The 25,962-nt window shown below is 67.5% G+C and carries 23 protein-coding genes; 11 read left to right on the top strand and 12 right to left on the bottom strand.

Features of this window, described 5'->3' with window-relative positions:
* Nucleotides 1-91: 91 nt before the first annotated feature.
* On the top strand, nt 92-2,260 hold the full coding sequence (locus GWI72_RS08160; protein WP_161708320.1) for an anthranilate synthase component I: 2,169 nt from the start codon (nt 92-94) through the stop codon (nt 2,258-2,260).
* A gap of 51 nt (nt 2,261-2,311) precedes the next feature.
* Here GWI72_RS08160 and GWI72_RS08165 read toward each other — a convergent pair whose 3' ends face one another.
* Both GWI72_RS08165 and GWI72_RS08170 read right to left on the bottom strand, forming a co-directional pair.
* Nucleotides 2,312-3,406, bottom strand: a complete 1,095-nt coding sequence (locus GWI72_RS08165) for a metal-dependent hydrolase (protein WP_161708321.1) — start codon at nt 3,404-3,406, stop codon at nt 2,312-2,314.
* 147 nt (nt 3,407-3,553) lie between these two features.
* Entirely contained in the window at nt 3,554-4,585 is a 1,032-nt protein-coding gene (locus tag GWI72_RS08170; protein ID WP_161708322.1) for a hypothetical protein, read from the bottom strand.
* 415 nt (nt 4,586-5,000) lie between these two features.
* On the opposite strand from GWI72_RS08170, the gene GWI72_RS08175 reads away from it, so the two are divergent.
* Nucleotides 5,001-6,203: a trypsin-like serine peptidase gene (locus tag GWI72_RS08175; RefSeq protein ID WP_161708323.1), complete on the top strand. Its 1,203-nt coding sequence runs from the start codon at nt 5,001-5,003 to the stop codon at nt 6,201-6,203.
* 49 nt (nt 6,204-6,252) lie between these two features.
* Here GWI72_RS08175 and GWI72_RS08180 read toward each other — a convergent pair whose 3' ends face one another.
* Nucleotides 6,253-6,687: an Lrp/AsnC family transcriptional regulator gene (locus GWI72_RS08180; protein ID WP_161708324.1), complete on the bottom strand. Its 435-nt coding sequence runs from the start codon at nt 6,685-6,687 to the stop codon at nt 6,253-6,255.
* Between the two features lie 136 nt (nt 6,688-6,823).
* Here GWI72_RS08180 and rocF point away from each other — a divergent pair, with 136 nt between their 5' ends.
* Together rocF and GWI72_RS08190 are read left to right on the top strand one after the other, a co-directional pair.
* Nucleotides 6,824-7,753, top strand: coding sequence for an arginase (rocF, locus tag GWI72_RS08185; protein WP_280116581.1), 930 nt, complete (start codon nt 6,824-6,826; stop codon nt 7,751-7,753).
* Nucleotides 7,754-7,755: 2 nt separating this feature from the next.
* Nucleotides 7,756-8,826 (top strand): ornithine cyclodeaminase, encoded by a 1,071-nt coding sequence (locus GWI72_RS08190; RefSeq protein WP_161708326.1) that lies wholly within the window; start codon nt 7,756-7,758, stop codon nt 8,824-8,826.
* 108 nt (nt 8,827-8,934) lie between these two features.
* Here GWI72_RS08190 and GWI72_RS08195 read toward each other — a convergent pair whose 3' ends face one another.
* Nucleotides 8,935-9,441 carry a winged helix-turn-helix transcriptional regulator gene (locus tag GWI72_RS08195; RefSeq protein ID WP_161708327.1) on the bottom strand — a complete coding sequence of 169 codons (507 nt, stop codon included), beginning with the start codon at nt 9,439-9,441 and terminating at the stop codon, nt 8,935-8,937.
* Between the two features lie 282 nt (nt 9,442-9,723).
* On the opposite strand from GWI72_RS08195, the gene gstA reads away from it, so the two are divergent.
* Both gstA and GWI72_RS08205 read left to right on the top strand, forming a co-directional pair.
* Nucleotides 9,724-10,335 carry a glutathione transferase GstA gene (gene gstA, locus GWI72_RS08200; protein ID WP_161673666.1) on the top strand — a complete coding sequence of 204 codons (612 nt, stop codon included), beginning with the start codon at nt 9,724-9,726 and terminating at the stop codon, nt 10,333-10,335.
* Nucleotides 10,336-10,410: 75 nt separating this feature from the next.
* Nucleotides 10,411-10,785 carry a nuclear transport factor 2 family protein gene (locus GWI72_RS08205; RefSeq protein WP_161708328.1) on the top strand — a complete coding sequence of 125 codons (375 nt, stop codon included), beginning with the start codon at nt 10,411-10,413 and terminating at the stop codon, nt 10,783-10,785.
* A gap of 123 nt (nt 10,786-10,908) precedes the next feature.
* Here GWI72_RS08205 and ilvD read toward each other — a convergent pair whose 3' ends face one another.
* The 3 genes from ilvD to GWI72_RS08220 all read right to left on the bottom strand — a co-directional run bounded on the left by ilvD (nt 10,909) and on the right by GWI72_RS08220 (nt 14,928).
* Nucleotides 10,909-12,744 carry a dihydroxy-acid dehydratase gene (gene ilvD / locus GWI72_RS08210; RefSeq protein ID WP_161673670.1) on the bottom strand — a complete coding sequence of 612 codons (1,836 nt, stop codon included), beginning with the start codon at nt 12,742-12,744 and terminating at the stop codon, nt 10,909-10,911.
* A gap of 395 nt (nt 12,745-13,139) precedes the next feature.
* The gene (locus tag GWI72_RS08215) at nt 13,140-14,240 is read right to left on the bottom strand and encodes an alkene reductase (RefSeq protein ID WP_161708329.1); all 1,101 of its coding nucleotides are present in this window, start codon (nt 14,238-14,240) and stop codon (nt 13,140-13,142) included.
* 73 nt (nt 14,241-14,313) lie between these two features.
* Complete coding sequence (locus GWI72_RS08220) at nt 14,314-14,928, bottom strand: TetR/AcrR family transcriptional regulator (protein ID WP_161708330.1); 615 nt, start codon at nt 14,926-14,928, stop codon at nt 14,314-14,316.
* 199 nt (nt 14,929-15,127) lie between these two features.
* Between GWI72_RS08220 and GWI72_RS08225 the strand changes: the two genes are divergently transcribed.
* Together GWI72_RS08225 and GWI72_RS08230 are read left to right on the top strand one after the other, a co-directional pair.
* Nucleotides 15,128-16,156, top strand: a complete 1,029-nt coding sequence (locus tag GWI72_RS08225) for an LLM class flavin-dependent oxidoreductase (protein WP_161708331.1) — start codon at nt 15,128-15,130, stop codon at nt 16,154-16,156.
* Nucleotides 16,157-16,217: 61 nt separating this feature from the next.
* A complete protein-coding gene (locus GWI72_RS08230; RefSeq protein WP_161708332.1) occupies nt 16,218-16,742 on the top strand; it encodes a hypothetical protein in 525 nt (174 codons plus the stop codon).
* Nucleotides 16,743-16,829: 87 nt separating this feature from the next.
* On the opposite strand, the gene GWI72_RS08235 is transcribed toward GWI72_RS08230, so the two are convergent.
* Complete coding sequence (locus GWI72_RS08235) at nt 16,830-17,357, bottom strand: MarR family winged helix-turn-helix transcriptional regulator (protein WP_161708333.1); 528 nt, start codon at nt 17,355-17,357, stop codon at nt 16,830-16,832.
* Nucleotides 17,358-17,491: 134 nt separating this feature from the next.
* On the opposite strand from GWI72_RS08235, the gene GWI72_RS08240 reads away from it, so the two are divergent.
* Complete coding sequence (locus GWI72_RS08240) at nt 17,492-17,917, top strand: organic hydroperoxide resistance protein (protein WP_161673682.1); 426 nt, start codon at nt 17,492-17,494, stop codon at nt 17,915-17,917.
* Nucleotides 17,918-18,030: 113 nt separating this feature from the next.
* On the top strand, nt 18,031-19,287 hold the full coding sequence (locus tag GWI72_RS08245; RefSeq protein ID WP_161708334.1) for a lytic murein transglycosylase: 1,257 nt from the start codon (nt 18,031-18,033) through the stop codon (nt 19,285-19,287).
* A gap of 203 nt (nt 19,288-19,490) precedes the next feature.
* Here the strand turns inward: GWI72_RS08245 and GWI72_RS08250 are convergent, their stop codons facing one another.
* The 4 genes from GWI72_RS08250 to GWI72_RS08265 form a co-directional block, all read right to left on the bottom strand.
* The gene (locus GWI72_RS08250; protein ID WP_161708335.1) at nt 19,491-20,258 is read right to left on the bottom strand and encodes an SDR family NAD(P)-dependent oxidoreductase; all 768 of its coding nucleotides are present in this window, start codon (nt 20,256-20,258) and stop codon (nt 19,491-19,493) included.
* Between the two features lie 338 nt (nt 20,259-20,596).
* Nucleotides 20,597-21,421, bottom strand: coding sequence for an MBL fold metallo-hydrolase (locus tag GWI72_RS08255; RefSeq protein WP_161708336.1), 825 nt, complete (start codon nt 21,419-21,421; stop codon nt 20,597-20,599).
* 12 nt (nt 21,422-21,433) lie between these two features.
* Nucleotides 21,434-21,892 carry a cyclic nucleotide-binding domain-containing protein gene (locus GWI72_RS08260; protein WP_161673690.1) on the bottom strand — a complete coding sequence of 153 codons (459 nt, stop codon included), beginning with the start codon at nt 21,890-21,892 and terminating at the stop codon, nt 21,434-21,436.
* A 35-nt stretch (nt 21,893-21,927) separates the two neighbouring features.
* The gene (locus tag GWI72_RS08265) at nt 21,928-24,543 is read right to left on the bottom strand and encodes an ATP-binding cassette domain-containing protein (protein ID WP_161673692.1); all 2,616 of its coding nucleotides are present in this window, start codon (nt 24,541-24,543) and stop codon (nt 21,928-21,930) included.
* Nucleotides 24,544-24,732: 189 nt separating this feature from the next.
* On the opposite strand from GWI72_RS08265, the gene GWI72_RS08270 reads away from it, so the two are divergent.
* A complete protein-coding gene (locus GWI72_RS08270; RefSeq protein WP_161673694.1) occupies nt 24,733-25,947 on the top strand; it encodes a glycosyltransferase family protein in 1,215 nt (404 codons plus the stop codon).
* The last annotated feature ends 15 nt before the right edge of the window (nt 25,948-25,962 follow it).

A 25,962-nucleotide genomic window follows, 5' to 3' on the forward strand; every position in this document is an offset into this window, starting at 1 on the left:
GGCCGCCGCGGCAAGACCCGCAGGCGGCCTTCGGTCTGTCTGGGGGCAGGTTCAAGGCCTGGAGCGGCGGCCCAACGTGGAGGAAACCGGAATGCCGGCATCGGCTCAGCAGATCTTCAAGACCGCAGGCGGGGTGACCATCACCCGCGGCGCCCGTCCGTCCGACTATGCCGCCGGGACCTCGGCCTGGATCGACCGGCTCGACGCCGAGCGCGGCGCCGTTCTCTCCTCGTCCTATGAATATCCGGGCCGCTACACGCGCTGGGACATGGCGCTGGTCAATCCGCCGCTGGTTCTGGAAGCTGCCGACCGGTCGATCTCGATCCGGGCGCTCAACGCGCGCGGCCGCATCCTGATGCCCGCCGTGACCCGCGTCCTGAAGGCCCATGCGGATGTTGCCTCCCTTACGGAAAGCGACGGCCGCATCGATCTCGTCGTCAAGACCCCGGACGGGCCGTTCCGCGAGGAAGACCGCTCGCGCCAGCCCTCCACCTTCTCGGTCGTGCGGGCGCTGAAGGAGCTGTTTGCCTGCGACGACGACCAGCTCGGCCTCTACGGCGCCTTCGGCTACGATCTTGCCTTCCAGTTCGAGCCGATCGAGCTGAAGCTGAAGCGGCCGGACGACCAGCGCGACGTGGTGCTGTTCCTGCCCGACGAGATCCTGATCGTCGACCATCACGCCAAGCGCGCCTATGTGCTGGAGTATGACTTCGAGGTCGACGGCCAGACGACCCGCGGCCTGCCGCGCGACGGCGAGAAGCAGCATTACCAGCCGGCCAACGAGGATCCGGGCCGCGGCGACCATGAGCCGGGCGAGTATGCGAAGATCGTCGACCGGGCAAAGGAGTACTTCAAGCGCGGCGACCTCTTCGAGACGGTACCGGGCCAGACCTTCTACGAGCCCTGCGCCAACCCGCCGTCGGCGGTCTCGCGCCGGCTGCAGCAAATCAACCCGTCGCCCTATTCCTTCTTCTTCAATCTCGGCAACCGGGAATATCTCGTTGGCGCGTCACCGGAAATGTATGTCCGCGTCACGGGGGGCCGGCGCGTCGAGACCTGCCCCATCTCCGGCACCATCCGGCGCGGCAAGAACGCCATCGAGGACGAGGCGCAGATCCGCAAGCTCCTGAACTCGGCCAAGGACGAGGCCGAACTGACCATGTGCTCGGACGTCGACCGCAACGACAAGAGCCGCGTCTGCGTGCCCGGCTCGGTCAAGGTGATCGGCCGCCGCCAGATCGAGATGTACTCCCGCCTCATCCACACCGTGGACCACATCGAGGGCATCCTGCGCGAGGACATGGATGCGCTCGACGCCTTCCTGTCGCATGCCTGGGCCGTCACCGTTACCGGCGCGCCGAAGCGGTGGGCGATGGAGTTCATCGAGGCCAACGAGAAGAGCCCGCGCGCCTGGTATGGCGGGGCCATCGGCGCGGTCCTGTTCAACGGCGACATGAACACCGGCCTGACGCTGCGCACCGTGCGCATCAAGGACGGTGTCGCCCAGATCCGCGCCGGCGCGACGCTGCTCTATGACAGCGTGCCGGAAGAGGAAGAGGCCGAGACCGAGCTGAAGGCTGAAGCCATGCGCGCGGCCGTCCGCGAGGCCGGCCTTGCCGTCAAGGCGGCCGAGACGGTGAAGGCCGAGAAGCCCGGCAAGGGCCTGAAGATCCTGCTCGTCGACCACGAGGACAGTTTCGTCCACACGCTGGCGAACTACTTCCGCCAGACCGGGGCCGATGTCGTCACCTACCGCACGCCGGTGGCCGACCACGTCTTCCACGACGTCAATCCGGATCTGGTGGTGCTGTCGCCGGGACCGGGCAGCCCGAAGGACTTCGATTGCGCGTCCACCATCGGCCGGGCGCGGGCGCGGGCGCTGCCGATCTTCGGCGTCTGCCTCGGGCTGCAGGCGCTGGCCGAGGGACTGGGCGGGGAACTGGGCCAGCTCGACGTGCCGATGCACGGCAAGCCGTCGCCGGTCTCGATCCTCGGCAACTCGCTGCTGTTCGCGGGCCTGAAGTCGCCGGTGATCGTCGGCCGCTACCACTCGCTCTATGCGAAGAAGGACAAGCTGCCGAAGGAGTTCCGCATCACGGCGGAAACCGAGGATGGCGTCATCATGGCCATCGAGCACGAGCTGGAGCCGATCGCGGCCGTGCAGTTCCATCCCGAGAGCATCATGTCGCTCGATCAGGATGGCGGGCACAAGATCATCGAGAACGTGGTCACGCGGCTGGTGAAGACGCGCAAGGCCTGATGTCTGAGCCGGGCAGCCCTGTGGCTGCCCGGTTTTATCCGACGCAAAGCGTCAGCCCGGGGTGCCCCCGGCGAGGGGGGCCGCGCACAGCAGCGGCCCGCCCGACGGGAGCGGCGCCCCGGTCATCTCGGCCAGCCGGTCGGCCGGGCGGCCGGTGATGCGGGCCCAGAGCCAGCCGCCGTCACCCTCGCCCATGCGCCGGTGGCTGAGATCGCGCTCGGCCGGGATGCCGGCTGCCGCGCCGTCGCGGAGGTCAGCCAGGGCAAACTGGAACACATAGTCCGGGGTCATGCCCATGCGCAGGTCCGAGACGACCAGACGCCCGTCACGCTCTTCGGCTTTCAGGAAACCACGGCTGAACCACGCGAGTTTGGCATAGGCATCGCTGCCGGCAACGCAGGCCGCAAGGTCCGGACGGCGGGGATGCGTGTAGACCGGCACCGGGTCCGGGCCGTCGAGCAGCGACAGGTAGACGTTGTGATAGGCCTCGTCCTCCAGGGCGATGACCTTCCACATCACCGTGTTGAAGGGACCGGCAATCGCCAGCACTTGCTCGGGCTCGATCCCTTTCGCGGCAAAGACCTCACGTGCCCGCGCCTCCATCTGCGACTGGATCACGACGCCCCAGCCGAGATAGGCCGTGCTGAGCGCCAGGGCCACCGCGACACCCCGGCCCAGCGCCCGGCTCCAGCCGGAGCGCAGGAGTGCCCACACGGTGACGGCCAGCAGCGGCAGCGTGTAGAGCGGATCGACAATGAAGATCGAGCCGACGCCGACGGGATCGGGGAAGACCGGCCAGAACAGGCGCGTGCCGTAGATCGTCATCGCATCGAGCAGCGCATGGGTCGAGAGGCACAGGAACACGGCCGCCATGGCTAGCACGCGCGCCTCGCGCAAGCCCTTGAACAGGCGCACCAGCGCCTCGCCGAGGATCGGGGCCGCGAGGGCATGGACAAACAGCGAATGGGTCCAGCCACGGTGATAGACGAAGCTGTCCACCGGGTCGGCAAAGGGAATAAGGACATCCAGGTCCGGGAGCGTGCCGAGCACACCGCCGACCAGCGCAGCCTTGCGCGCGCCAACCTTCGGACCAAGGACAAGGGCGGAGACGGCGGCGCCGAGTACAAACTGCGACAGGGAATCCATCAGACATCCAGATTTGCCCGCACACGGGGCTCGGTGGGACCGTCAGTCGACCTGACATTCGTCTTACGTCAAGCCCCGTGTGCAGGATCAGCCGCCTGGCCATGCCGGTGCATGCGGCCAGGCCCACGCCGTTCGGGTGGGGCGGTGTCAGCTGACGCCGGCCTTCTTCAGCACCTTGCGGAAGCGCGCCGCCACCTTGGCAAATCCCTCGCTCGTGCCGTGGATCTCGTCGATCCAGTCGGTAACCTCCGGCATCGCGCCGCGGCAGTCGACGAGCCAGACCCGGGTCTGCTTCGGATCTCCGGCCACGTTGCCGAGCATGTCGTAGAGCGCATCGACCAGAAACCTGATGATGTTCCGGCGCAGGTCGCGATCCTTGATCTTGCGGGCATCCAGCGGTTCGCCGAGCCATTCGTTCTTCTTGGCGTGCTTGGGCTTGCGCGGATCATCCGGGCCATCCGGGTAGGGAAAGGCATAGTCGTAGCCGTGAATGAAGATCGGCAGCCGGGCGAAGTCCTTGTCCTGCCGGATGGTGCCGATGACATGCCGGTAGGCGTCATCGAGATAGGCGATCTTCTGCGCCAGGACGGCCATGTTGATGTGGCCGACCACATCCGCCGGGTTGCCGTTGAAGGGTTTCAGCAAGTCATGGAGCACGGCGACACCGGTTTCGGGGTCCTCGCCGATGATGTCGTTGCCGGCGGCCGAGAACAGGAACCCGCGCACCTGCTTGCGCTGCCCGGCGAGGGCGTCGAGGTATTCATTGCCGCCCTGCCCCTTCGGTCCGTAGATCATGTTCTGCGCCGTGTCGCCGGCCGCACCCACCGAGTAGATCAGATGGTCCTTGCCGAGCTGGTCGATGACATCCTTCACCAGCAGCGGGAACTGGTGCCAGCTGTCGCCCTCCTCCACCAGGACCGGCAGCTTCTCGCCAGAATTCAGGCGATTGCGGAAGGTGACCTGGCGGCGCCAGCGCGAGACAGTGTTGCCGATCTGGAGCGCGTTCTCGAGCTGTTCGAGATCCGGCGTCATGGCGACCTTCTTCGGGTCGGGCCGCAGGTGAAAGTCAAACCCGCCACGTCCCTTGCGAACGACCGACACCGCAAGGATCTCGTCGTCGGTCGTCGCCGGGTCCGACAGGAGTGCGAGATAATCCGGATAACTGATCTTCTTTGCCATGCTGACCTCCCTGGGCCTGTCGCCCGTGCTGCGCGTCCCTGACACTGGGGCCCACCTGGGGGCCTGACGGCGAACCCTGACGATGGGGCCTGCCCGGACGACGGGGCAGCCCGACGCGTGTCGCGCTGAGCGGTCTGGTCGGACCCGTCCGAACCTTCCGGGCCAGGCCACGTCAAGGCCGGGCCACGTCAAGGCCGGTCCACGTCAAGGTCGGGCCACGTCAAGGTCGGGCCGCGCTCGGGGCGCGGGCCCGGTCAGGAGGCAGGCGGAGGCACGGGTCGGGTCGCGTCTGCGGTCCGGACCCCGGTCGGCCCTGCCCTCAGATGAAAAGGCGCTGGTCTGCCGCAACGTGACACTCTAAACTCTGAATTGCGTGCATGGCAATGCACATCAACGCCATGGGTTGTGGGGCGACATGGGCATCTCGCTGGACCAGATCGGGGATCCGCTCGCCCTGGAGGCCGCCGAGCGGCTGCGGAGCCGACTGCCGGCCTTGGCTCGCGCCCAGCACTATGCCCGGCGCGGCCTCGTGCCGCCGACCGAATCCCCCGCCCGGATCGACCGGTTCCGGGAGGCCACCGCGCGCAGCCTCCCGTCGGAGCGGGCAATCCTCGCGGAGGCCGTCCTCGCCCCCCTCGGCGACAGGCCCGATGCGACAGCCGACACGGCCGCCAGACCGGGTGCCGCCAGACCGGGTGCCCGCAGACCGGCTGCGAGAGAGACGGTCCCTGGAGAGACGGCGACAGGAGCGAGCGTGGCCGTCGCCACCGGGACAACGGGACTGGAAGCCCTCATCGGGGCCAGCGACCTGCTGTCGATCGAGTTTCTCGAAGCCGGGCTGCTCGCCGCGCGGGCGGTGGCGAGGATCCAGATCCCGGGAACCGGCCTGTTCGGCACCGGCTTCCTGGTCGGCGATGGCCTGTTCCTCACCAACCACCACGTGTTTCCGGTCCCGGCGCTGGCGGCTGCGGCCGAGATCGCCTTCGGCTACGAGGACCAGATCTTCGGCGCGCCGGTCGCGCCCGCCACGTTCGTCGCCGATCCGAGCGCGTTCTTTCTCACCGACCCGGCGTTCGACTACACGCTTGTCGCCCTGTCGAGCCACAGCGACACCGGACTGCCTGTCGGCGCCTTCGGGTGGCACCCGCTCCTGGAGGACGGCAAGATCCTCGAGGGCCATCCTGTCGCGATCATCCAGCATCCGCAGGGCCGGCCGAAAACCATCGCCCTGCACAACAGCCACTTCCTGATCGTCGATGACGGATCGCTGGACGACCGGTTCTGCTGGTATTCCGGCGACACGGAGCGCGGCAGCTCCGGTGCCCCCGTGTTCAGCCGCGACTGGCAGGTCGTGGCCCTGCACCACAAGGCGGTTCCGAGGACCAACCGGCGCAACGAGATCCTCGACCGGTTCGGCAAGACCATGAGCAGGGCCCGCTACGAGGCCAGCCCGGAGCTGGTCGACCACATCGCCAACGAAGGGATCCGCGCATCCCGGCTGCGCCAGGCGCTGGCAGCGGCCACCTGCCCCGATGCAGGGCAAGCGGCGCGGCGCGATGCCCTGATCGCCCTATGGAGCGGGCCGCAGGCGCGGTCCCTGCGCGCCCGCTTTGCCTGAGGCTCCGGCCGGGGAGCCGGCGGCGCTGTGCCGATGGGCAGCGTCCGGGCTAGCGGGGCTTCGCCTTCAGCGTCGAGAGCAGCAGGCTCGTCTCCGTGGCCGAGACCCCCTCGATCAGGCGGATGCGGTTGAGCGCGGCATCGAAGGCGGCCAGGTCGGGCGTTGCCAGCTCGATCACCAGGTCCCAGCGACCGTTGGTGGAATGGATGGTACGGGCTTCCGGCATGCCGGTGATGCGCCGGATCACCGCATCGGTCCGCTTGCCCTCGATCGCCAGCAGCATCACGGCCCGGATCGGCAGGTCCTGTGCCTCGTTCCGCAGCACCGCCGTGAAGCCCTGGATCTCCCCGGACACGGTCAGCCGGTCGAGACGCGTCCGCACCGTCGCCCGTGACAGGCCGAGATCGAGTGCAAGATCGGAAATCGACCGTCGCCCGTCCCGGCGCAGGACGGCAATCAGGGCCCGGTCGGTGTCATCGAGCATGGCACTCTCCAATCTGGCAGATTTTACTGCGCATTCTGGTCAATGTTACGCGCAACATGGTCACTCTTCCAAGTTCTTTCCGCCAGTCCAGTTGACCATCCTGTCGCAATCGACAAGCACCTGGACGGAGGACCACTTGCACCAGATCGCCCTGCTCGGCGCCCCCATCGAAGAAGGGACCGGCCGTCGCGGCTGTGTCATGGGACCGGCCGCCTATCGCACCGCAGGCCTCAGGGAGGAACTCGAGGCGCTGGGGTTCGATGTGGCGGACCTCGGTGACGCCCAGCCGGATCCGGCCCTCGACGTGCCGGAGCACGACCCGAAGCTGAAGCACCTGCGCAAGGTCGCCGGCTGGACCCGCAGCCTGGCCCGGCATGCGGAAACGCTCGCCATGGGACCGCAGCTGCCGATCTACATGGGCGGCGACCATGCGCTGGCGCTCGGGACGCTGGCCGGCCACGCCGCCGCAGCCGCCCGAATCGGCCGGCCGCTGTTCGTGCTGTGGCTTGACGCCCATTCCGACTTCAACACCTTCGAGAGCACCGTCAGCGGCAACCTGCACGGCACGCCGCTGGCATTCGCCTGCGGTCTGCCCGGCTTCGACGTGGTCATGGGCGAACCGCTCCGGCACAGGCTGGATCCGGCCAACCTGTGCCTGCTCGGCCTTCGCTCCGTTGATCCGCCCGAGCGCCAGATGATCAAGGATCTCGGTGTCACGGCCCATGACATGCGGGCCATCGACGAGACCGGCATCGCCCGGTTGCTGGCCCCGTTCCTGGAGCGCTGCGCCGCGGCCAACGGCCTGCTGCATGTCAGCCTCGACGTCGATTTCATCGACCCGGACATCGCGCCGGCCGTCGGCACCACCGTGCCGGGCGGCGTGACCTTCCGCGAGGCGCATCTGGTGATGGAGATGCTGCATGACAGCGGCCTCGTCACGTCGCTCGACCTCGTCGAGCTCAACCCTTTCCTGGACGACCGCGGCCGCACTGCACGGCTGATGGTCGACCTGACCGCCAGCCTGTTCGGCCGGCGCATCATGGACCGACCCACCCGGAGTTTCTGATCATGGCCTACGCCCCTTCTGCCCTTGCGCTCGTGCCGTTCGTCAGCGTGGAGAACATGCTGCGGCTGGTGAACACGGTCGGCGTCGAGACGTTCCTGACCGAGCTGGCCGGCTTCATCGAGGACGACTTCCGCCGCTGGCCGCTGTTCGACAAGACCCCGCGCGTCGCCTCCCACTCCCGCGAGGGCGTGATCGAGCTGATGCCGACAGCTGACGACGTGTCCTACGGCTTCAAATATGTGAACGGCCATCCCAAGAACACGCGCACCGGCCGGCAGACCGTGACCGCCTTCGGCGTCATGGCCGAGGTCGAGACGGGCTATCCGGTGCTCATCACCGAGATGACGCTGCTCACGGCCCTGCGCACGGCGGCGATGTCGGCGGTTGCGGCCAAATATCTTGCGCCGGCTGAGGCGCGCTCCATGGCGCTGATCGGCAACGGGGCGCAGTCCGAGTTCCAGGCGCTGGCCTTCAAGACGCTCATCGGCGTCGACCGGCTTCGGCTCTATGACATCGACCACTCGGCGAGCCTGCGCTGCGCGCGCAATCTCAGCGGCTTCGGCTTCGACGTGACGGTCTGCACGTCGCCGGAAGCTGCCGTCGAAGGGGTGGAGATCATCACCACGGCCACGGCGGACAAGCAGTTCGCCACGATCCTGACCGACAACATGGTCGCCTCGGGGCAGCACATCAACGCCGTCGGCGGCGACTGTCCGGGCAAGACCGAGTTGCACCGCGACATCCTGCTGCGCTCGGACATCTTCGTGGAATACACGCCCCAGACCCGGATCGAGGGCGAGATCCAGCAGCTTCGGCCAACCCACCCGGTGACCGAGCTGTGGCAGGTCATCGCCGGCGAGGCCCCTGGCCGCACCTCGGCAGGCCAGACCACGCTGTTTGATTCCGTCGGCTTCGCGGTGGAGGACTTCTCGGCGCTGCGCTACGTCAAGTCGCTGATCGGCCGGGTGCCGGCCTACGAGATGCTGGATCTTCTGGCGGACCCCGATGATCCGCGTGACCTGTTCGGCATGCTGCTGCGTGCCCGGGTGGAACTCAAGGATCTGGCGTCCTGAGGCACGGAACCTGCGCGTAGACGGATCTGCAGGGGCCGCCAGGCTCTCGTTGGCCTCCCTCGAGAGCCTGCCCCCTGGCAGGAGCGCGAGAGCAGTTCTGCGCAGGCCTCAGGCGGTCAGGGGCTCGGGCACAGTCGGGGTGTCGGGCACAGTCGGCGTGTCGGGCGCCGGCTGAGGCCGGGACTCGCCTCCGGACGCGTCCGCAGACCGCCGGGCCCTGCCCCGCACCGGCCGACCGGACCCGGCGGCACAGGCGGCCGGGTCATATCCGGGCTGGCGCATCCGGAGCTTCTTGGACACGTCCGCAATGGCCTCGATCGCCGGGATCAGTTCCGCCCCCAGGTCGGTCAACGCGTATTCCACCGAGGGCGGCGACGAGGGAACCACGGCGCGGGACACGATGCCCTGCGCCTCGAGCTGGCGCAGCCGGTCCGTCAGGACCTTGGCGGAGATCGGCGGGATGTCGCCGCGCAGCTCGCTGAAGCGGCGGGGCCCGCTCGACAGATACCAGATAATGTTGGGCGTCCAGGCGCCTCCGAGGATGGCCATGCAGTGGCTCAGCGGGCAATTGCCCGGCGGATGCGGCGTCCTGTTCTTGCGAACCTTCAGAACCATCGGCTGTCCATCGTTTCGGGGCTCACATGGGGGCAATCAGGGAGGTGATCAGGGGGCATCAAGGGCACCCCTGGCCTGTCCTGCCCTGCCTTGGCCTGGCCTGCCCTGGCTTGCCCTGGCCTGTCCCGGCGTCCCGGATGGACCGGTGCCCGGGCAGTTACCGAATGGTAATCCCATTGTCGCAGTAACGCAATGTATGCTGGTTTACAAAAGTAACCTAAGAACCCTAGATAACCCTCGCGGACAGGGTTACGTCCGCATCCGAACCCCACGGAGTGATCGATGAAGCTTTACTTCTCCCCCGGCGCCTGCTCGCTTGCCACGCATATCGTCCTGCGCGAACTGGGCCTCGGCTTCGACACCGAACGCGTCGACACCAAGACCAAGGTGACCGCGTCGGGCGCCAATTTCTACGACGTCAACCCCGATGGGTATGTTCCGGCGCTGCAGCTCGGCAATGGCGAGGTCCTGACCGAAGGCGCTGCCATCCTGCAGTATCTGGCGGACCAGCATCCGCAGGCGAACCTGGCGCCGGCTCCGGGCACCTGGGAGCGTACCCAGCTGCACCGCCAGCTGAATTTCATCGCCGCCGAGCTGCACAAGTCCTTCTCGCCGCTGTTCCGCGGTGCGGAAGGCGAGGCCCGCAAGGCGGCCATCGACACGCTGGGTGTGAAGTTCGCCCATTTCGACCGCCTGTTCGCCGATGGCCGCCCCTACGTTCTGGGGGACACGTTCTCGGTCGCCGATGCCTACCTCTTCACCGTTCTGGGCTGGACCCGTTTCGTCCAGGTGGACCTGTCGGCCTGGCCGGTGCTGGTCGCCTACATGGAGCGCATTGCCGCGCGCAAGGCGGTGCAGGACGCCCTGGTGGCCGAAGGCCTCGTCGCCGCCTGATCTCCTCGGGGCATCGGGCCGTGCGGTCCGGTGCCTCCCCGTCCCGACCCCGCCCCTTCCCGACAGGTTGCGCAGATGGACAAGACGCTGGAAGACCTCAAATCCGTCATCCTGTCCTACCTGGACGCGCTGCATCGCAGCGATGCCGCGCTGCTGGCCTCGGTCTTTCACGACAAGGCGCTCTATGCCTCGACCACCGGCGGCGACATCCGCTTCTGGTCCATGGAGCACTACCTGCCCATCGTGGCGGCACGGCCGGCCCCGGCCAGCCGCGGCGAGGTGAACAACGGGCGCATTGTCTCGATCACGATTGCGGGCGCGGACGCTGCCGTCGCCATTGTCGAGATGACGCTGCTCGGGCGCGACTTCACCGACATCCTGTCCTTCGTGCGCGAGGATGGACGCTGGCGGATCGCCGCCAAGGTGTTCGATTCCACACCGGCGGCCTGATCGGCGGGCCACCGGTCGCCATCCCGTCACTGGACATGAAAAGGCCGGACATCCTTGCGGATGCCCGGCCTTTTGCCATGTCTCCTCCGCCCGGGCGGCAGCGGTGACCGCCGCCGGGTCGGGTTACTCGGGAAGCATCCGCACCGCGCCCTTGTCCGCGGACGAGGCAAAGGCGGCATAGGCCTTCAGCGCGGTCGTGACGTTGCGCTTGCGGAACTCGGCCGGCTGCCAGCCCAGCTTGTCCTGCTCGGCGCGCCGCCTGGCCAGCTCCTCGTCCGACACCATGAGGTTGATGGTGCGGTTCGGGATGTCGATCTCGATCATGTCGCCCTGGCGCACCAGGCCGATGGCGCCGCCCTGGGCCGCTTCCGGCGAGGCGTGGCCGATGGACAGGCCCGAGGTGCCGCCGGAGAACCGGCCATCGGTGACCAGGGCGCAGGCCTTTCCGAGCCCCTTCGACTTCAGGTAGCTGGTCGGATAGAGCATTTCCTGCATGCCCGGGCCGCCCTTCGGGCCTTCGTAGCGGATGACCACCACGTCGCCTGCCTTGACCTCGTTGCCGAGGATGCCGCGCACGGCGGCGTCCTGGCTTTCGTAGACGACGGCCGGGCCGGTGAACTTGAGGATCGATTCATCGACGCCGGCGGTCTTCACGATGCAGCCGTCCAGCGCGATGTTGCCCTTCAGCACGGCCAGACCGCCGTCCTTGGAGAAGGGGTGCTCGACCGAGCGGATGACCCCGGTCTCGCCGTCGGTGTCCAGCTCGTCCCAGCGCGAGGACTGCGAGAAGGCCTGGGTGGTGCGGACGCCGCCGGGGGCTGCGCGGAAGAACTCGCGCACGCTCTCCGAACTGGTGCGGGTGATGTCCCAGCGGTCGATCGCCTCGCCGATGGTTGCCGTGTGCACGGTCGGGCAGTCGCGGTGGATCAGGCCGCCGCGATCCAGCTCGCCCAGGATGCGCATGATGCCGCCGGCGCGGTGCACGTCTTCCATGTGCACGTCGCTCTTGGCGGGCGCGACCTTCGACAGGCAAGGCACCTTGCGCGACATGCGGTCGATGTCGTCCATGGTGAAGTCGATGCCGCCCTCGTGGGCCGCGGCCAGGATGTGCAGCACCGTGTTGGTCGAACCGCCCATGGCGATGTCGAGGGCAATCGCGTTCTCGAAGGCTGCCTTGGAGGCGATGCTGCGCGGCAGCACGCTCTCGTCGTTCTGCTCGTAGTAGCGGCGGGCGAGATCGACGATCAGGTGACCGGCCTCGACGAACAGGCGCTTGCGGTCCGAGTGGGTGGCCAGCGTCGAGCCGTTGCCCGGCAGCGACAGGCCGAGCGCCTCGGTGAGGCAGTTCATCGAGTTGGCCGTGAACATGCCCGAGCAGGAGCCGCAGGTCGGACAGGCAGCCTTTTCGATTTCGGCCACTTCGGCATCGGACACCTTGTCGTCGGCGGCCGCCACCATGGCGTCGACCAGATCGAGGGCGACCTTGCGGCCCTGCAGGACCACCTTGCCGGCTTCCATCGGGCCACCGGAGACGAACACGGCCGGAATGTTCAGGCGCATGGCGGCGCTCAGCATGCCCGGGGTGATCTTGTCGCAGTTGGAGATGCAGACCATGGCGTCGGCGCAATGCGCGTTGACCATGTACTCGACCGAGTCGGAGATGATCTCGCGCGAGGGCAGCGAATAGAGCATGCCGTCGTGACCCATGGCGATGCCGTCATCCACCGCGATGGTGTTGAATTCCTTGGCCACACCGCCGGCCTTCTCGATCTCGCGGGCCACCAGCTGGCCGAGATCCTTCAGGTGCACGTGACCGGGCACGAACTGGGTGAAGGAGTTGACCACGGCGATGATCGGCTTGCCGAAGTCCTCGTCCTTCATGCCGGTGGCGCGCCAAAGGCCGCGCGCGCCGGCCATGTTGCGGCCATGGGTGGTGGTTCTGGAACGATACGGGGGCATCTCTGGAACTCCCTCATCCTCTTGTCGTCGCGGGGGCGTCATCCCGCTGCCGGCTGTCTGCCTGGCATGATATTGAGGGTGTGCCAGCTTTTTCAAAGGGGGAAAAGGGCAGAAACCGAAAAAAGAGTACGCTGCGGTACGGTTCTGGTGCTGCCGTGGTCCGCATCCGGACGACACAGGTCCCGGAGGCGCCTTCGACCCTCGGTAATTAGGACAGGCCCCGACGTCGGAGGCCCGGGACATTGTCGAAACACGGTGCCCCCGGCCCGGGAGGCCGGGGGCCCGTGCGACATGTGCCTGCTGCCAGTTTCAGGCGGCCTGGCCGCTCATGTCCCGATTCAGGCGGCCTGGCCGCCCATGTCCCGATTCAGGCGGCCTGGCCGCCCAGCCCCGATTCAGGCGGCCTGGCCGCCGGCGAGGACTGGATAGTCGGTGTAGCCTTCCGCGCCGCCGCCATAGAAGGTGGCCCGGTCGGGCTCGTTGAGCGGCGCGTTCTTCTGCAGGCGCTCGACCAGATCCGGGTTGGCGATGAACGGACGGCCAAAGGCGATCATGTCGGCGCGGCCGCTCTCCACCGCCTTGAGGGCGCTGTCGCGGTCGTAGCCGTTGTTGGCGATGTAGACGCCGGAGAAGCGCGCCCGCAGGGCGTTGATGTCATGGCCGGGCGCCAGCTCGCGCGAGCCGCCGGTCTGGCCTTCCACCATGTGCAGATAGGCGAGGCCGTAGCCATTGAGGATATCGATGGCAGCGGCGAAGGTCTCCATCGGGTTCTCGTCGGAAATGTCGTTGGCGTTGGAGAAGGGGCTGAGGCGGATGCCCACCCGGTCCGCCCCGATGGCGCCGACGACAGCATCCATCACCTCGCGCAGGAAGCGGGTGCGGTTTTCGAGGCTGCCGCCATAGGCATCCGTGCGGGTGTTGGAGCCGGTGCGCAGGAACTGGTCGATGAGATAGCCGTTGGCCGCGTGCACCTCGACCCCATCAAAGCCGGCGGCAATGGCGTTCTTCGCGGCCTTTGCGTAATCCGCGACAATGCCGGCGATTTCCGCGGTTTCCAGCGCGCGCGGCAGCGGCGTGTCGACGAAGCCGGTGCCGTCAAAGGTCTTGGACCTGGCGGCAATGGCCGAGGGAGCGACGGGGGCAGCGCCGCCCGGCTGCAGCACGTTGTGCGAGATGCGGCCCACATGCCAGAGCTGGATCACGATCTTGCCGCCCCTTGCGTGAACCGCGTCGGTGACCTTCTTCCAGCCCTCCACCTGGGCATCGGAGTAGATGCCGGGCGTCCAGGCATAGCCCTTGCCCTGCGGCGAGATCTGCGAGGCTTCGGTGATCAGCAGACCGGCGCCGGCGCGCTGCGCGTAATACTCGGCGTTCAGAGCCTGCGGGATGTCGCCGTCCGGCAGCGCGCGGTTGCGGGTCAGCGGGGCCATGGCCACGCGGTTGGCGACGGCGATGGCGCCGACCTTGAGCGGGGAAAACAGCTTTTCGTCCGACATGATGTTCCTTTCGTCAGGCACTTCTGGACCAATCAGTCCAATTTTGGATGCAGGAAGGGTGGAGAACCCCCGGTCAGGATGATCGGGGGGATGGGGGGACGAGGGCCGCAATGCCCTGGACCAGGGCAGCCTCGATCTGTCCGGCGGGCAGACCGGACTTGCGCAAGGTGAGCGTCCCGATGGCAAGCGCGGTCAGGGCGCGCGCCCGGTCGAGCGCGACTGGTGACCCGTCGGGCCCGAGACTGTCGGCCACCATGCGTTCGATGGCCTCCAGATGGCGGCGGCCGAGATCGGCAACCTCCTCGTTCTGGGGGGCCAGTTCGGTGATGCAGTTGACCAGCAGGCAGCCGTGCGGCCCCCCGGAGGGATTGGCCAAGGCCGTGAGCATGGCGGGCACGGCCCCGGCCCGGTCGGCCGCCGCAATGTCGCGCAGCGCGGCAAGCGCCTTGGCCGAATAGGTGCGCAGCGCCGCCAGCAGCACGTCCTGCTTGGAGCCGAAGGCGGCATAGAGCGACGACCGGCTGATGCCCATGGCACCGGTCAGGTCATCGAGCGACGTCGCCTCGAAGCCCTGCCGGCGAAACACTTCCAGCGCCGCCATCAGCACCTCGGCCTCGTCATAGGCACGCGGTCGCCCGGGCCCGGCTTGGGCTCCGGCAGATCGGGCAGTGTCGGCACGCGGTGTCATGGCAGGTGCTCTGGTGATGGTGCCGCAGTTGTGGTGCGGCGGGGGTGATGGTGCGGCGGCATGGTGTGGTCTGGTCACCGCTCGCGCCTTGCGACGTGATCTGCGTGACCGGCCTTGAATATGGACCGATCAGTCCGTAATTCAAGAGGCAAGTTGTCTTTCATCCGAGCGGCCCGACACGACGGGCCCGGGAGGCCCCATGCTGCCCTACAGTCTGCTTGACCTGTCCCCGATCCCCGAGGGGGCGTCCGCCGCCGATGCGCTGGCCAACACGCTGGATCTGGCCCGCCATGCCGAGGATCTCGGCTACTCGCGCTACTGGCTGGCCGAGCATCACAACATGGCGGGGATCGCCAGCGCGGCCACGGCCGTGGTGATCGGCCATGTGGCGGGCGGCACCCGGCGCATCCGCGTGGGCGCGGGCGGCATCATGCTGCCCAACCACGCTCCGCTGGTGATCGCCGAGCAGTTCGGCACCCTGGCCACGCTCTATCCGGGCCGCATCGATCTGGGACTGGGGCGCGCACCGGGCACCGACATGGCGACGGCGCGGGCGCTGCGCCGCGCGCTTGAGGCCAGCGACGATTTCCCCGCCGACGTGGTGGAGCTGATGGGCTATCTCGGCACCCCGACCCCGGACCAGCGGGTTCGGGCGGTGCCGGGACAGGACACGCATGTGCCGGTCTGGATCCTGGGCTCCAGCCTCTACGGCGCCCAGCTTGCCGCGCATCTGGGGCTTCCCTATGCCTTTGCCTCGCATTTCGCGCCGCAGGCGCTCGGCGAGGCCATCGCGATCTACCGCGCGCGCTTCCAGCCTTCCGCCCATCTCGACCGTCCCTGGGTGATGATGGCGATCAACGTGCATGCGGGGGCCGACGACGCGGAAGGGGCCTATCTGCGCTCGTCGCAGCAGCAGGCCTTCGCCAATCTGCGGACCGGACGTCCGGGCCCCCTGCCCGCCCCCGTCGAGGACATCACCCGCGTGATCGACCCACCCGTTCTCGCCATGGTCGACATGGCCCTGTCGGTCTCGGCGGTGGGGGGCCCCGAACGGGTGCAGAGACAGCTTGGCGAGCTGATTACGCGCTACCGCCCGGATGAGGTGATGCTGACCGGCATGATCCATGACCATGCCGCCCGCAAGGCCTCCTTCGCCCGCGCGGTGGAAGCGCTTACGGCCCTCGGTCGGCAGGATCCGTCGGAGCGGCGGCTGGCGGCCGGCCATTAACGGGCCGGGCACCTGCGGACGCTAGACTGCGTTGCCTATTGCCCGCCTCAGGAGCCCTTGCATGTGCGTTGCCCGTCGTCTCGCCCCCTTGCTGCTGGCATCCGGAGCCGGGCTGCTGGTCGCGGCCGTGAACCACCCCGCTGCAGCCGGCCCGCTGCAGGGTCAGCGCGACTGCGCCGCCGAGGCCCGGGCCTTTGCCGACCGCGTTGTCGGAGACAGGGACGCGCTGACGAAACTGCTCGAGGGCGGGATCACCGGTGCGGTGGCGGGCGGAGCCTGGCTCGGTTCGGCCAATGGCATCGACAAGGGCGCGCGCACCGGCGCGGCCAAGGCCTATTCCGGCAGCATGGCCCAGGACCCGCGCGTCTGGCAGGCGCTGTATGACACGGCCCTCCAGACCTGCGCGGCGGGCGGACCGTCTGCGGCAAGCGGAGCGTCGGTCAGCGCTGGCGGCGGTGCAGCCGGCACCGGCGCAACCGGCACTGGCGCTGGCGCCCAGGGCTGCCGGTCGCGGGCGGGCGTTGTCGGGTCGTCAGGTGGCGGCTCGACGCTGTCGGCAGGCTCCGGGGCAACCGGCTGTCGCTGACGCGGCCAGCCTTCCGCCGGCGCTGCGGTCAGGTAGTCCCGGGACAGGCTCTGGCGCCATCAGGCCCGCCCCCCCGGCAACGCCGCGTCAGACCTTGCCGCGTGCGGCCTCGAAGACGGCCGGCAGGGCCGGCGCTGCGGCCTCCAGCGCCTCGCGCAGGCGTTCCAGATCGGCTTGCATGCGGCGCGCGTCCTCGACGGTCAGACCGGTGGCAGCGCCCAGGCACAGCGGAATGCCGGCCGCGCGGCTCTTGAGGCTGCGGCCCTTGTCGCTGAGGCGCACACGGACCTGCCGCTCGTCCTCGGTGCAGCGCTGGCGCGCCACGAGGTCCATGGCCTCGAGCCGCTTCACCAGCGGTGTCAGCGTGTTGGATTCCAGTCCGAGCCTGCCCCCGAGCCCCCCGACGGTCTGACCGTCCTGTTCCCACAGGGCCACCATCACGAGATACTGCGGATAGGTCAGGCCGAGCTTGTCGAGGATCGGCTTGTAGGCGCGCGTGAAGGCGTGGCCGGCGGAATAGACCGAGAAGCACAGGAAATTGCCGAGCTTCAGAAGGTCCTCGCAAGCGGCCGGTGCGGGCTGGGTCGGATCGCTGGAACCCTTGGGTGCGGTCATGCGGTGCTCCTTTGCGCTGAGAAATAGATCGCACGCGACCCTTTGACAATGGATTGACAGCGGCTCGGGAACGAGACATAACTCGCTTGCGATTAAATCGCACACGATCTTTCTTCGGTCTCAAGGAGCCCGTCATGCCCGTGAATGTTCTCTACACCACCTCCGCCCGCGCCACCGGCGGCCGCGATGGCGCAGCCGAAACCCTGGACGGCACCTTCAAGGTCAAGCTGGCCACGCCGAAGGAACTGGGCGGCGCCGGCGGCGAAGGCGCCAATCCGGAGCAGCTGTTTGCCTCCGGCTATTCGGCCTGTTTCCTCGGTGCCATGAAGTTCGTCGCCGGCCAGTCGGGCGTGAAGATCCCGGCCGACACGTCGGTTCAGGCCACCGTCGGCATCGGCCCGCGCTCGGAAGGCGGCTTCGGCCTGGAAGTGGCGCTTCATGTCAGCCTGCCGGGCATGGACACCGCCGCCGCCCAGGATCTGGTCGCCAAGGCGCATGAAGTCTGCCCCTACTCCAACGCCACCCGCAACAACATCGACGTCAAGCTGACCGTCGCCTGAGGCCGCGCCCTCGGGTCAAAGCCGCAGCCGTCTCCCCCGCCGGCTGCGGTTGACAGGGTGTGGCCGGGTGCCGTCAACTGCGCTTGACTTTCGCGCGATTGACGGTGCCCGCCATGCCTTTTTCACGTCGCCTCATTTCCAAGTGCAGTTTGCCCCTCACGCTCGCTTCCAGGCGCCCCGCTGGACGCAACACCGGCCTTCTGGTTGCTGGCCTGTCGGCCCTGCTTCTGTCCTCCGCCCCGGTGGAAGCCAACGGGCCCTGCGGCGGTGACTTCAAGGCATTCCTTGATGGCGTGAAGGCCGAGGCCGTGGCCGATGGCGTGCCGGCACCTGTCGCGGAGAAGGCGCTGGCACAGGCGCGCCTCGACAAGCAGGTCATTTCCCGCGATCGCGGCCAGGGGGTCTTCCGCCAGACCTTTCTCGAATTCTCCGACCGCTCCGTCTCCTCGGCCCGGCTGAAGCATGGGGCCAACAACATGGCGAAGTTCGCCAGGGTGTTCGAGCGGGCTGAGAAGGACTACGGCGTGCCGGCGCCGGTCATCACCGCCTTCTGGGGACTGGAAACCGACTTCGGCGCGGTCCAGGGCGACTTCAACACCTTCAACGCCCTCGTAACGCTCGCGCATGACTGCCGCAGGCCGCAGCTGTTCCGCCCCCAGCTCATCGCCGCGCTGCACATGATCGCGCATGGCGATCTGGATCCGGCCACGACGACCGGGGCCTGGGCCGGCGAGATCGGCCAGGTGCAGATGCTGCCCGAAGATATCATCCGCTACGGCGTCGACGGCGACGGGGACGGTCACGTCACCCTCAAGACCTCGTCGGCGGATGCAATCCTCACGGCTGCCAACTTCATCCGGGCGCTGGGATGGCGCAAGGGCGAGCCGTGGCTCATGGAGGTGGCCGTGCCGGCGGAGATGCCCTGGGCGGAGACGGGGCTTGGCCGGGAAAAGACCGTCGACGGCTGGGCCCGCCTTGGCGTCACCGCCCGTTCGGGCGCGCTGCCGGCCGCCACCCTGCCCGCCAGCCTGATCCTGCCGCAGGGCCGCAAGGGTCCGGCCTTCCTCGTCTTCCCGAATTTCTCGATCTACCTGCGCTGGAACCAGTCCTTCGTCTACACGACCAGCGCCGCGTATTTCGCAACGCGCCTCGCCGGCGCCCCCAAGCTCACGCCGGGCTCACCGGAGACGGGCCTTTCCGTGGACGAGATGAAGGCGCTGCAGAAGAAGCTCGCCGCGCTTGGACATGACGTCGGCAAGGTCGACGGGATCCTCGGCTCCGGCACGCGTCAGGCAGTTCAGGCCGAACAGTCCCGCCTCGGCCTGCCCGCCGACGGCTGGCCGACGGCAGCGCTTCTGGGGCGGCTGTGAGGTGACAGGACCAGATTGCGGATGCGCCTGCATCGCCATTCAGGACGCAGCGAAGCGGAGACCCGGGACCGGTGAGCCATGGTCCTTCCAGTCCTGACACAATGAAGTATCGATACCTCGGCTCGCCGGTCCCGGCTCGAGCTCTCGCCCGGCCGGGATGACGCATGAGTGTCAGTATCGGCCAGAAGGTTGACCTCAAGGGCTTACCGCGGGGCCATGCGGATGGCGCCGTCGAGGCGGATGGTTTCGCCGTTGAGCATGCCGTTCTCGACAATGGCACGGACCAGCTGGGCGTATTCCGTGGCCTTGCCGAGACGCGAGGGGAACGGCACCTGCTCGCCCAGCGACTTCTGCACGTCCTCCGGCAAGCCGAGCAGCATCGGCGTCTCGAAAATGCCCGGGGCGATGGTCATGACGCGGATGCCGGACTTCGACAGGTCGCGCGCAATCGGCAGGGTCATGCCGGCCACGCCCGCCTTGGAGGCGGCATAGGCGACCTGGCCGATCTGGCCGTCAAAGGCGGCGACCGAGGCGGTCGAGACGATCACGCCGCGCTCGCCATCCGCCGTCACCGGGTCCAGCGTCGACATGGACGTTGCCGCATGGGCAATGCAGCGGAACGAGCCGACCAGATTGACCGCGATCACCTTCTCGAACAGGGCGAGCGAATGCGGCTCGCCGCGCGAGGTGGTCTTGGCAGCCGGGGCGATGCCGGCACAGTTTACCAGGATGCGTTCCGCGCCATGCGCGGCGCGGGCCTTGGCAAAGCCCGCGACGACACTGTCCTCGCTGGTCACGTCCACATCGACGAACAGTCCGCCGATCTCCGCCGCCACGGCAACGCCCTGTTCGGCGTTGCGATCAAACAACGCCACCTTCACGCCGGCTGACGCCAGCAGGCGCGCTGTCGCCGCTCCAAGACCCGAGGCGCCGCCGGTGACGACAGCCGCAATGCCAGCAGACAGTTCCATGGTGGTCTCCCAGAGAGCGAAAGGCCTTTCAAGCCAATGTTTTATAACCGTAATTGACGTTTCGGTTGACGAGAACGTCAGTCAACCGGGACACTGCGACGAAAGTCAGCCCCGGTCAAGGGGCCGCAGCTCGGCGAAAGAGCGGATATCGGGGATCAGACGTGGCCGGACCCGGCCCGGAGCGCCGCCGCACCTGTTGCCCCGCTTGCGGCAGCGGCTGCGCCGCCGCCCTGGGCGCCGGCCAGGGTCAGGGCATGCCGGAATGACGAGGCCGCGGGATCGGGAGCCGTCGGGATGGGGAGATGTGGGGGATACGCGGCATCGCGGCGCGTCGGCCGTCAGGGTCGCAGCACCATGCCCTCGGTTGCCACCAGCGTGCCCGGCCAGGCGGCGGCGGCTGCCATGCCGATCTCGTCCAGCTCGTCGTCGCTGCGGCGCGGGTCGTGGTGGAACAGCACGGGGGTGCGCACGCCGGCCTGTCGCGCCAGTTCCACCGCCTTCTGCCAGGTCGAATGGCCCCAGCCCCGGTAGGTCTCGTACTCGGCGTCGGTGAACATGGCGTCGTAGATCATCACCTCGGCCCCGGCGACGAAGGCGACGAGACTGGCGTCGATCTCCGGATCGCCGTGCTCGTGGTCGGTGATGATGCAGATCGAACGCCCGCCGAAGGTGAAGCGGTAGCCGCAGGCCCCGCCCGGGTGATTGAGGCGGATCGTGCGGATCTCGAGCCCGTCGTCGCGGGGGATCGGCTGCCCGGCGGAAAAGCTGCGGAAGGTGACCGCCTTCAGCGTGGTCGCGGCCACCGGAAAGATCGGCGGCGACATGATGCGGCAGATGATGTCGACCAGGTCCGCATCACCGGTGAAATGACCGGCATAGGCATTGATGGTGAAGCGGGGGTCGTAGGCCGGCTTGAAGAACGGCAGGCCGCAGATGTGGTCGAGATGGGTGTGGGTGAACAGCAGGTCGAAGGCGCGCGGGCCTTCCGTCACCAGCCGCGTTCCCAGATTTCTGGCGCCCGAGCCGCAGTCGACGAGAACGAGCGCGTCACCGGCCCGGATCTCGAAGCAGGTCGTCTCGCCGCCGTAGCGCAGGGTGTCCACGCCCGGTGTCGGTGTCGATCCGCGCACGCCCCAGCACCGGAGCCAGAAATCATCTGCCAAACGGCATCTCCTTCAAGCGGCTGCGCCACCCGACCGGGCCGCAGCCAGATCGCGGGTGGTGCGCTCGAGACGCTGCGCCAGCGTCCGCATCACCTCAAGCGACATATCAGGAAATTCTTTCAAAAGTTTCAGGAAGTCATCCTTGCTCACGGTGAGCACGTCCATGTCGGTGCGCGCCACCAGCGTGGCGGTGCGCGGCACGTCGCAGAGGATGGCGATCTCGCCGACGATCGAGTGCTCGCGCACGGTCGCCACCGAGCGGTCGCCGTCGCGCGTGCGCACGCGCACGTCCGCCTCGCCCTTGAGGATGATGAAGGCGGTGTCGCCTTCCTCGCCCTGTTCGCACAGGTGCTCGCCGGTCTGATATTGCATCCGGTCGCTGATGAAGGCGAGCAGCCGAAGCTTCGTTTCGTCGATCCCGCGGAACAGCGGCACCTTTCGCAGGGCGTCGACCTCAACTTCCAAAGACACGATATCCTCCTGAGCCTCTCGTCCGGACCGTTTGATTATGTGTTTTCCTGTCCGGTGACCGGTTCGTGGCCGTCCTGACGGACGACACGTCCCTGCTCCATTTGAACACTATGGGTGAATTCCCCGGCAACAGCCAAATGCGACGTGCCGAAGAGAACCGTGCGCCCGTCCAGCAGGATCATCATCCGCCGGCGCAGCGCCACATCGTCGTCTCCGGTTCCCGCCGCAACATCGTCGAGGATTGTGACAGACGCATTTTTCAGGAGCGCGCGCACCAGCGCCACCTTGCGCCGCTGATGGGCCGACAGCTTCGATCCGCTGACGCCGACGTGATAGCCGAAGCCGGTGAAGATGATCGGCTCGCGCAGGGCCTCTTCCTCGACAACGGTCCGGATCAGCGCATCGATCCGCTGGCGCGCATCGCGCCGGTCGACGCGCGCGCGGCCGAACAGCAGGTTGTCCTCGATGCTGAGCGGCGGCAGATAGGCGTCCGGATCGACGGCGATGAAGGCCGAGCTGCCGGTCAGCACATCCTTGCGGAAGGCCTGCCGCGCCTCGATCAGCCGCTCGCGCATCGCCTCGTCGGGAAGGCCCAGTCGGTGGCGGGCGGGGATCAGCTTGAAGGCAAGCGAGATCAGCCGCTCCTTGTCGGCATCGCTGAGGCCTGCCTTCTGGCTGGTGGAGCGCGCCTGGCGGATGATGCGGTCAAAATCGGGCAGATCATCCGGCGTGATGAAGGAATAGGTGCCAAGCAGGCCGGAATCGCTGGAGACATTGGCAAACAGCTCGACCATGGTCTCGGCGATCTTGAGGCCGATGCCCTGCAGCTCGGCGTTGAGGCCGGTCCGGGTCAGGAAGGCGCGCACTTCCGGCAGGGTGACCATCTGCTCCATGGTGACGGCCGGATCGGTCGGCACGGCGAAGAACAGGTTTTCTGCCAGGGTGGCGCTCTGGTTGAACGTCTCCAGGTCCCACATCTCGACGAGACCGGCGAGCTTGGGGTCACCGGCGATGCGGTCGGCAAGCTTGCGTCGCACGGCGAGGATGCGTCCGGCGAAGGCCGCATCGGCGCTCGGGTCGAAGCGGGACTGCAGACCCAGCCGGTAGATGTCCGAATCCAGCCCGACGACGGTCAGGAGCTGCAGGGCCAGCTCGTCCAGCTGCGCCTGCGAGCTGACGCCGGCCGACGCGAGATCCTCCCAGACCGCGCGGATGTCGAAGGTCGGGTTGCGGGTCTCCTTCGCCTCGCGCAGCGCCCTGCGGCGGGCTTCCGCCTCGGCGCCCTTGCGCTCGACCTCGGTCATGGGCCGATGCCTGAGGCCGTAGTAGAGATTGTCGCGGATGGTCCCGGTCCAGACATGCACCGAGGCCCCGACATAGGCAATCTCGCGGCCCAGGGTGGACTCGGTCAGGCGGTCGAGGTCATGGCCGGCAATCTCGACGCGGCCGGCGGTCGGGCTGATGAGACCGGCGGCGAGCTGCAGCAGCTCCGCCCGCCCCGACCCGTCTGCCCCCACGACGGCAACCGCCTGGCCGCGCGGCACCTCCAGATTGACCGAAAACACCTCCTGCCCGGCCGCGCCGCCGGAAAAGCTGACACCGGACATGACGATGGTGCCGTCGAGGGAGACACGCTCGTCCCCGGTCAGGCGCTCGACCGGATAGATGTCGGCCGGATCGAAGTTCTCGACCACCGTCTGGTACTTCACATCGACATCGGACACGAGCTGATAGTAGTCGAGCAGCTCCTTCCAGGGGCCGGCAAGGTCCTTGTAGGCCGCAATCACCGCCAGAAGTGCACCGATGCTGAGACTGCCTTCGATCACCAGATAGCCGCCGATCATGTAGAAGAAGAACGGCGTGAGCTGGTTCATGAAGTTGTTCAGGAACTTGATGAAATACTTTCGATTGTAGATCTCGTAGCGGATCTTGAAATTCGCATAGAGCCGGTCGGCCACATCGGCCGAATGCCAGGCCGAGGCATCGTTGGCATGGATTTCCGGGACCGCGCCGATCGCCTCGCCAACCTTGTCGGAAATCACGCGAACGTTCTTCACCCGCTCGCGCGACAGAAGCACCACCTTCCGCTGCAGCTTCGGGATGATGTAGGCCTGCACCGGATAGGAGCTGATGGCGGCCAGGCCCAGCAGCGGATCCTGCATGAAGATGAAGCCGAGCTGCACGGCAAGCAGGCCGCCCTGGTAGGCGGGCAGCGCGACGGCCTCGCCAATGAAGCCGCCGACGTCCTCCACTTCCGCCGTGATCATCGGGATGATCTCGCCGGAGCTGACCTTGCGGAAATGCGGCAGGCGGAAGCGCAGAACCCGCTGGAACAGCTCGAAGCGCAGGCGGCGCAGCATGCGCTCGCCGAGCCGGCCCTTGTAGACGTTGAGCCCGAGCTTGATGCCGTTGCTGACGATCACCAGGAACAGAAAGGTGAGGCACAGCAGGAACAGGTAGGAGATCTGGTCGAACTCGAAGCCGAAGACGTCCCTCGGAAATCCGTCGCCCTGAACGGCGTCGTTGACGATCAGCTTGGGCAGCTCGAGCAGGATGTAGCTGACCGGATAGGACAGCACGGTGATGAAAAGGATCGTGAGCTGCTGGCGGGCGCTGAACTTCCAGATAAATCGAAAAAGGCTCTTTTCCATCACCTGGTCCAGTCGACCCTCGTCACGCCAAGGCTGTAGTCGTAGGACGTTGCGTATTAACTCGCAACGCCGGATGTGCCATAGAGAGGGAAAGACGACCGTCAAGGTCGCATTCGTCGTCGAGATTTTCGGTTGTTGCCCCGGGGCCCCACCCCGAGACACGACCCTAGGGGCATCAAACGGGGCACCATGCGATCCGAATCGCCGCGCATCCTGATCTACAGCCACGATTCCTTCGGACTCGGGCACCTGCGCCGCTGTCGTGCCATCGCCCAGGCGCTGGTCGGAGCCTTCGACACGCTTTCCGTGCTGATCCTCTCCGGCTCGCCGATCATCGGCAGCTTCGAGTTCCGCTCCCGCGTCGATTTCGTGCGCATTCCCGGCGTGATCAAGCTGCGCGACGGCGAGTACACGCCCCTGTCGCTGCATCTCAACATCGACCATACGCTCGAAATCCGGTCCTCGATCATCGAACACACGGCGCAGGTTTTTGCGCCGGACATCTTTATTGTGGACAAGGAACCACTTGGCCTGCGCGGCGAGGTGCTGCCGACGCTGGAGCAGCTGAAGCGGGCCGGCACGCGCCTGATCCTCGGCCTGCGGGATGTCCTCGATGATCCGCAGGTGCTGCAGCAGGAGTGGGACCGCAAGAATGTCCGCCCCGCGCTGGAGGAGCTTTACGACGAGATCTGGGTCTACGGGCCGGAGGGCATGTGCGATCCGCTGGCCGGTATCGACCTGCCCCGGAGCGTCCATGACAAGCGGCTCTACACCGGCTTCCTGCGCCGTGACATGCCCAAGGGCGCGCGCCTCTCGGAACCGCTGCCCTTCGGCGACGAGCCTTTCATCCTGGTGACGCCCGGTGGCGGCGGCGACGGCGTCGAGATGGTTGACTGGGTGATGCGGGCCTATGAGTCCCACGCCAAGCCGCTGTTCCCGGCGCTGATCGTGCTGGGGCCCTTCATGCCGGCAGCGTCGGTCAGCGACTTCATGGCGCGGGCGGAGAACCTGCGCGACGTGCACATCATGCGCTTCACGCCGCAGATGGAGCCCTACCTGCAGGCGGCGACCGCCATCGTCGGCATGGGCGGCTACAACACGTTCTGCGAGATCCTCTCCTTCGACAAGCCGACGCTGCTGGTTCCGCGCATCATCCCGCGCCGCGAACAGGCGATCCGGGCGGACCGGGCCGCAGAAGCCGGACTTCTCACCGTGCTGCCCATCGACCGCTATCCGGATCCCGACCAGATGCTGGATGCGCTCTCGGTCCTGCCGCAGGCGGCCCCGCCCTCGCATGCCGGGATCGACAACCTGCTCGGCGGCCTCGATGTCATCGAACGGCGCGTCGGAGAGATCCTTGCCCGGCCGGACCGGACTCGCGTCCTGCGCCGCATGGCACGCTAGGGAGCCCGGTTGCCC

Source organism: Pannonibacter sp. XCT-53, from assembly GCF_009915765.1.
Classification (GTDB): Bacteria; Pseudomonadota; Alphaproteobacteria; order Rhizobiales; family Stappiaceae; genus Pannonibacter; species Pannonibacter tanglangensis.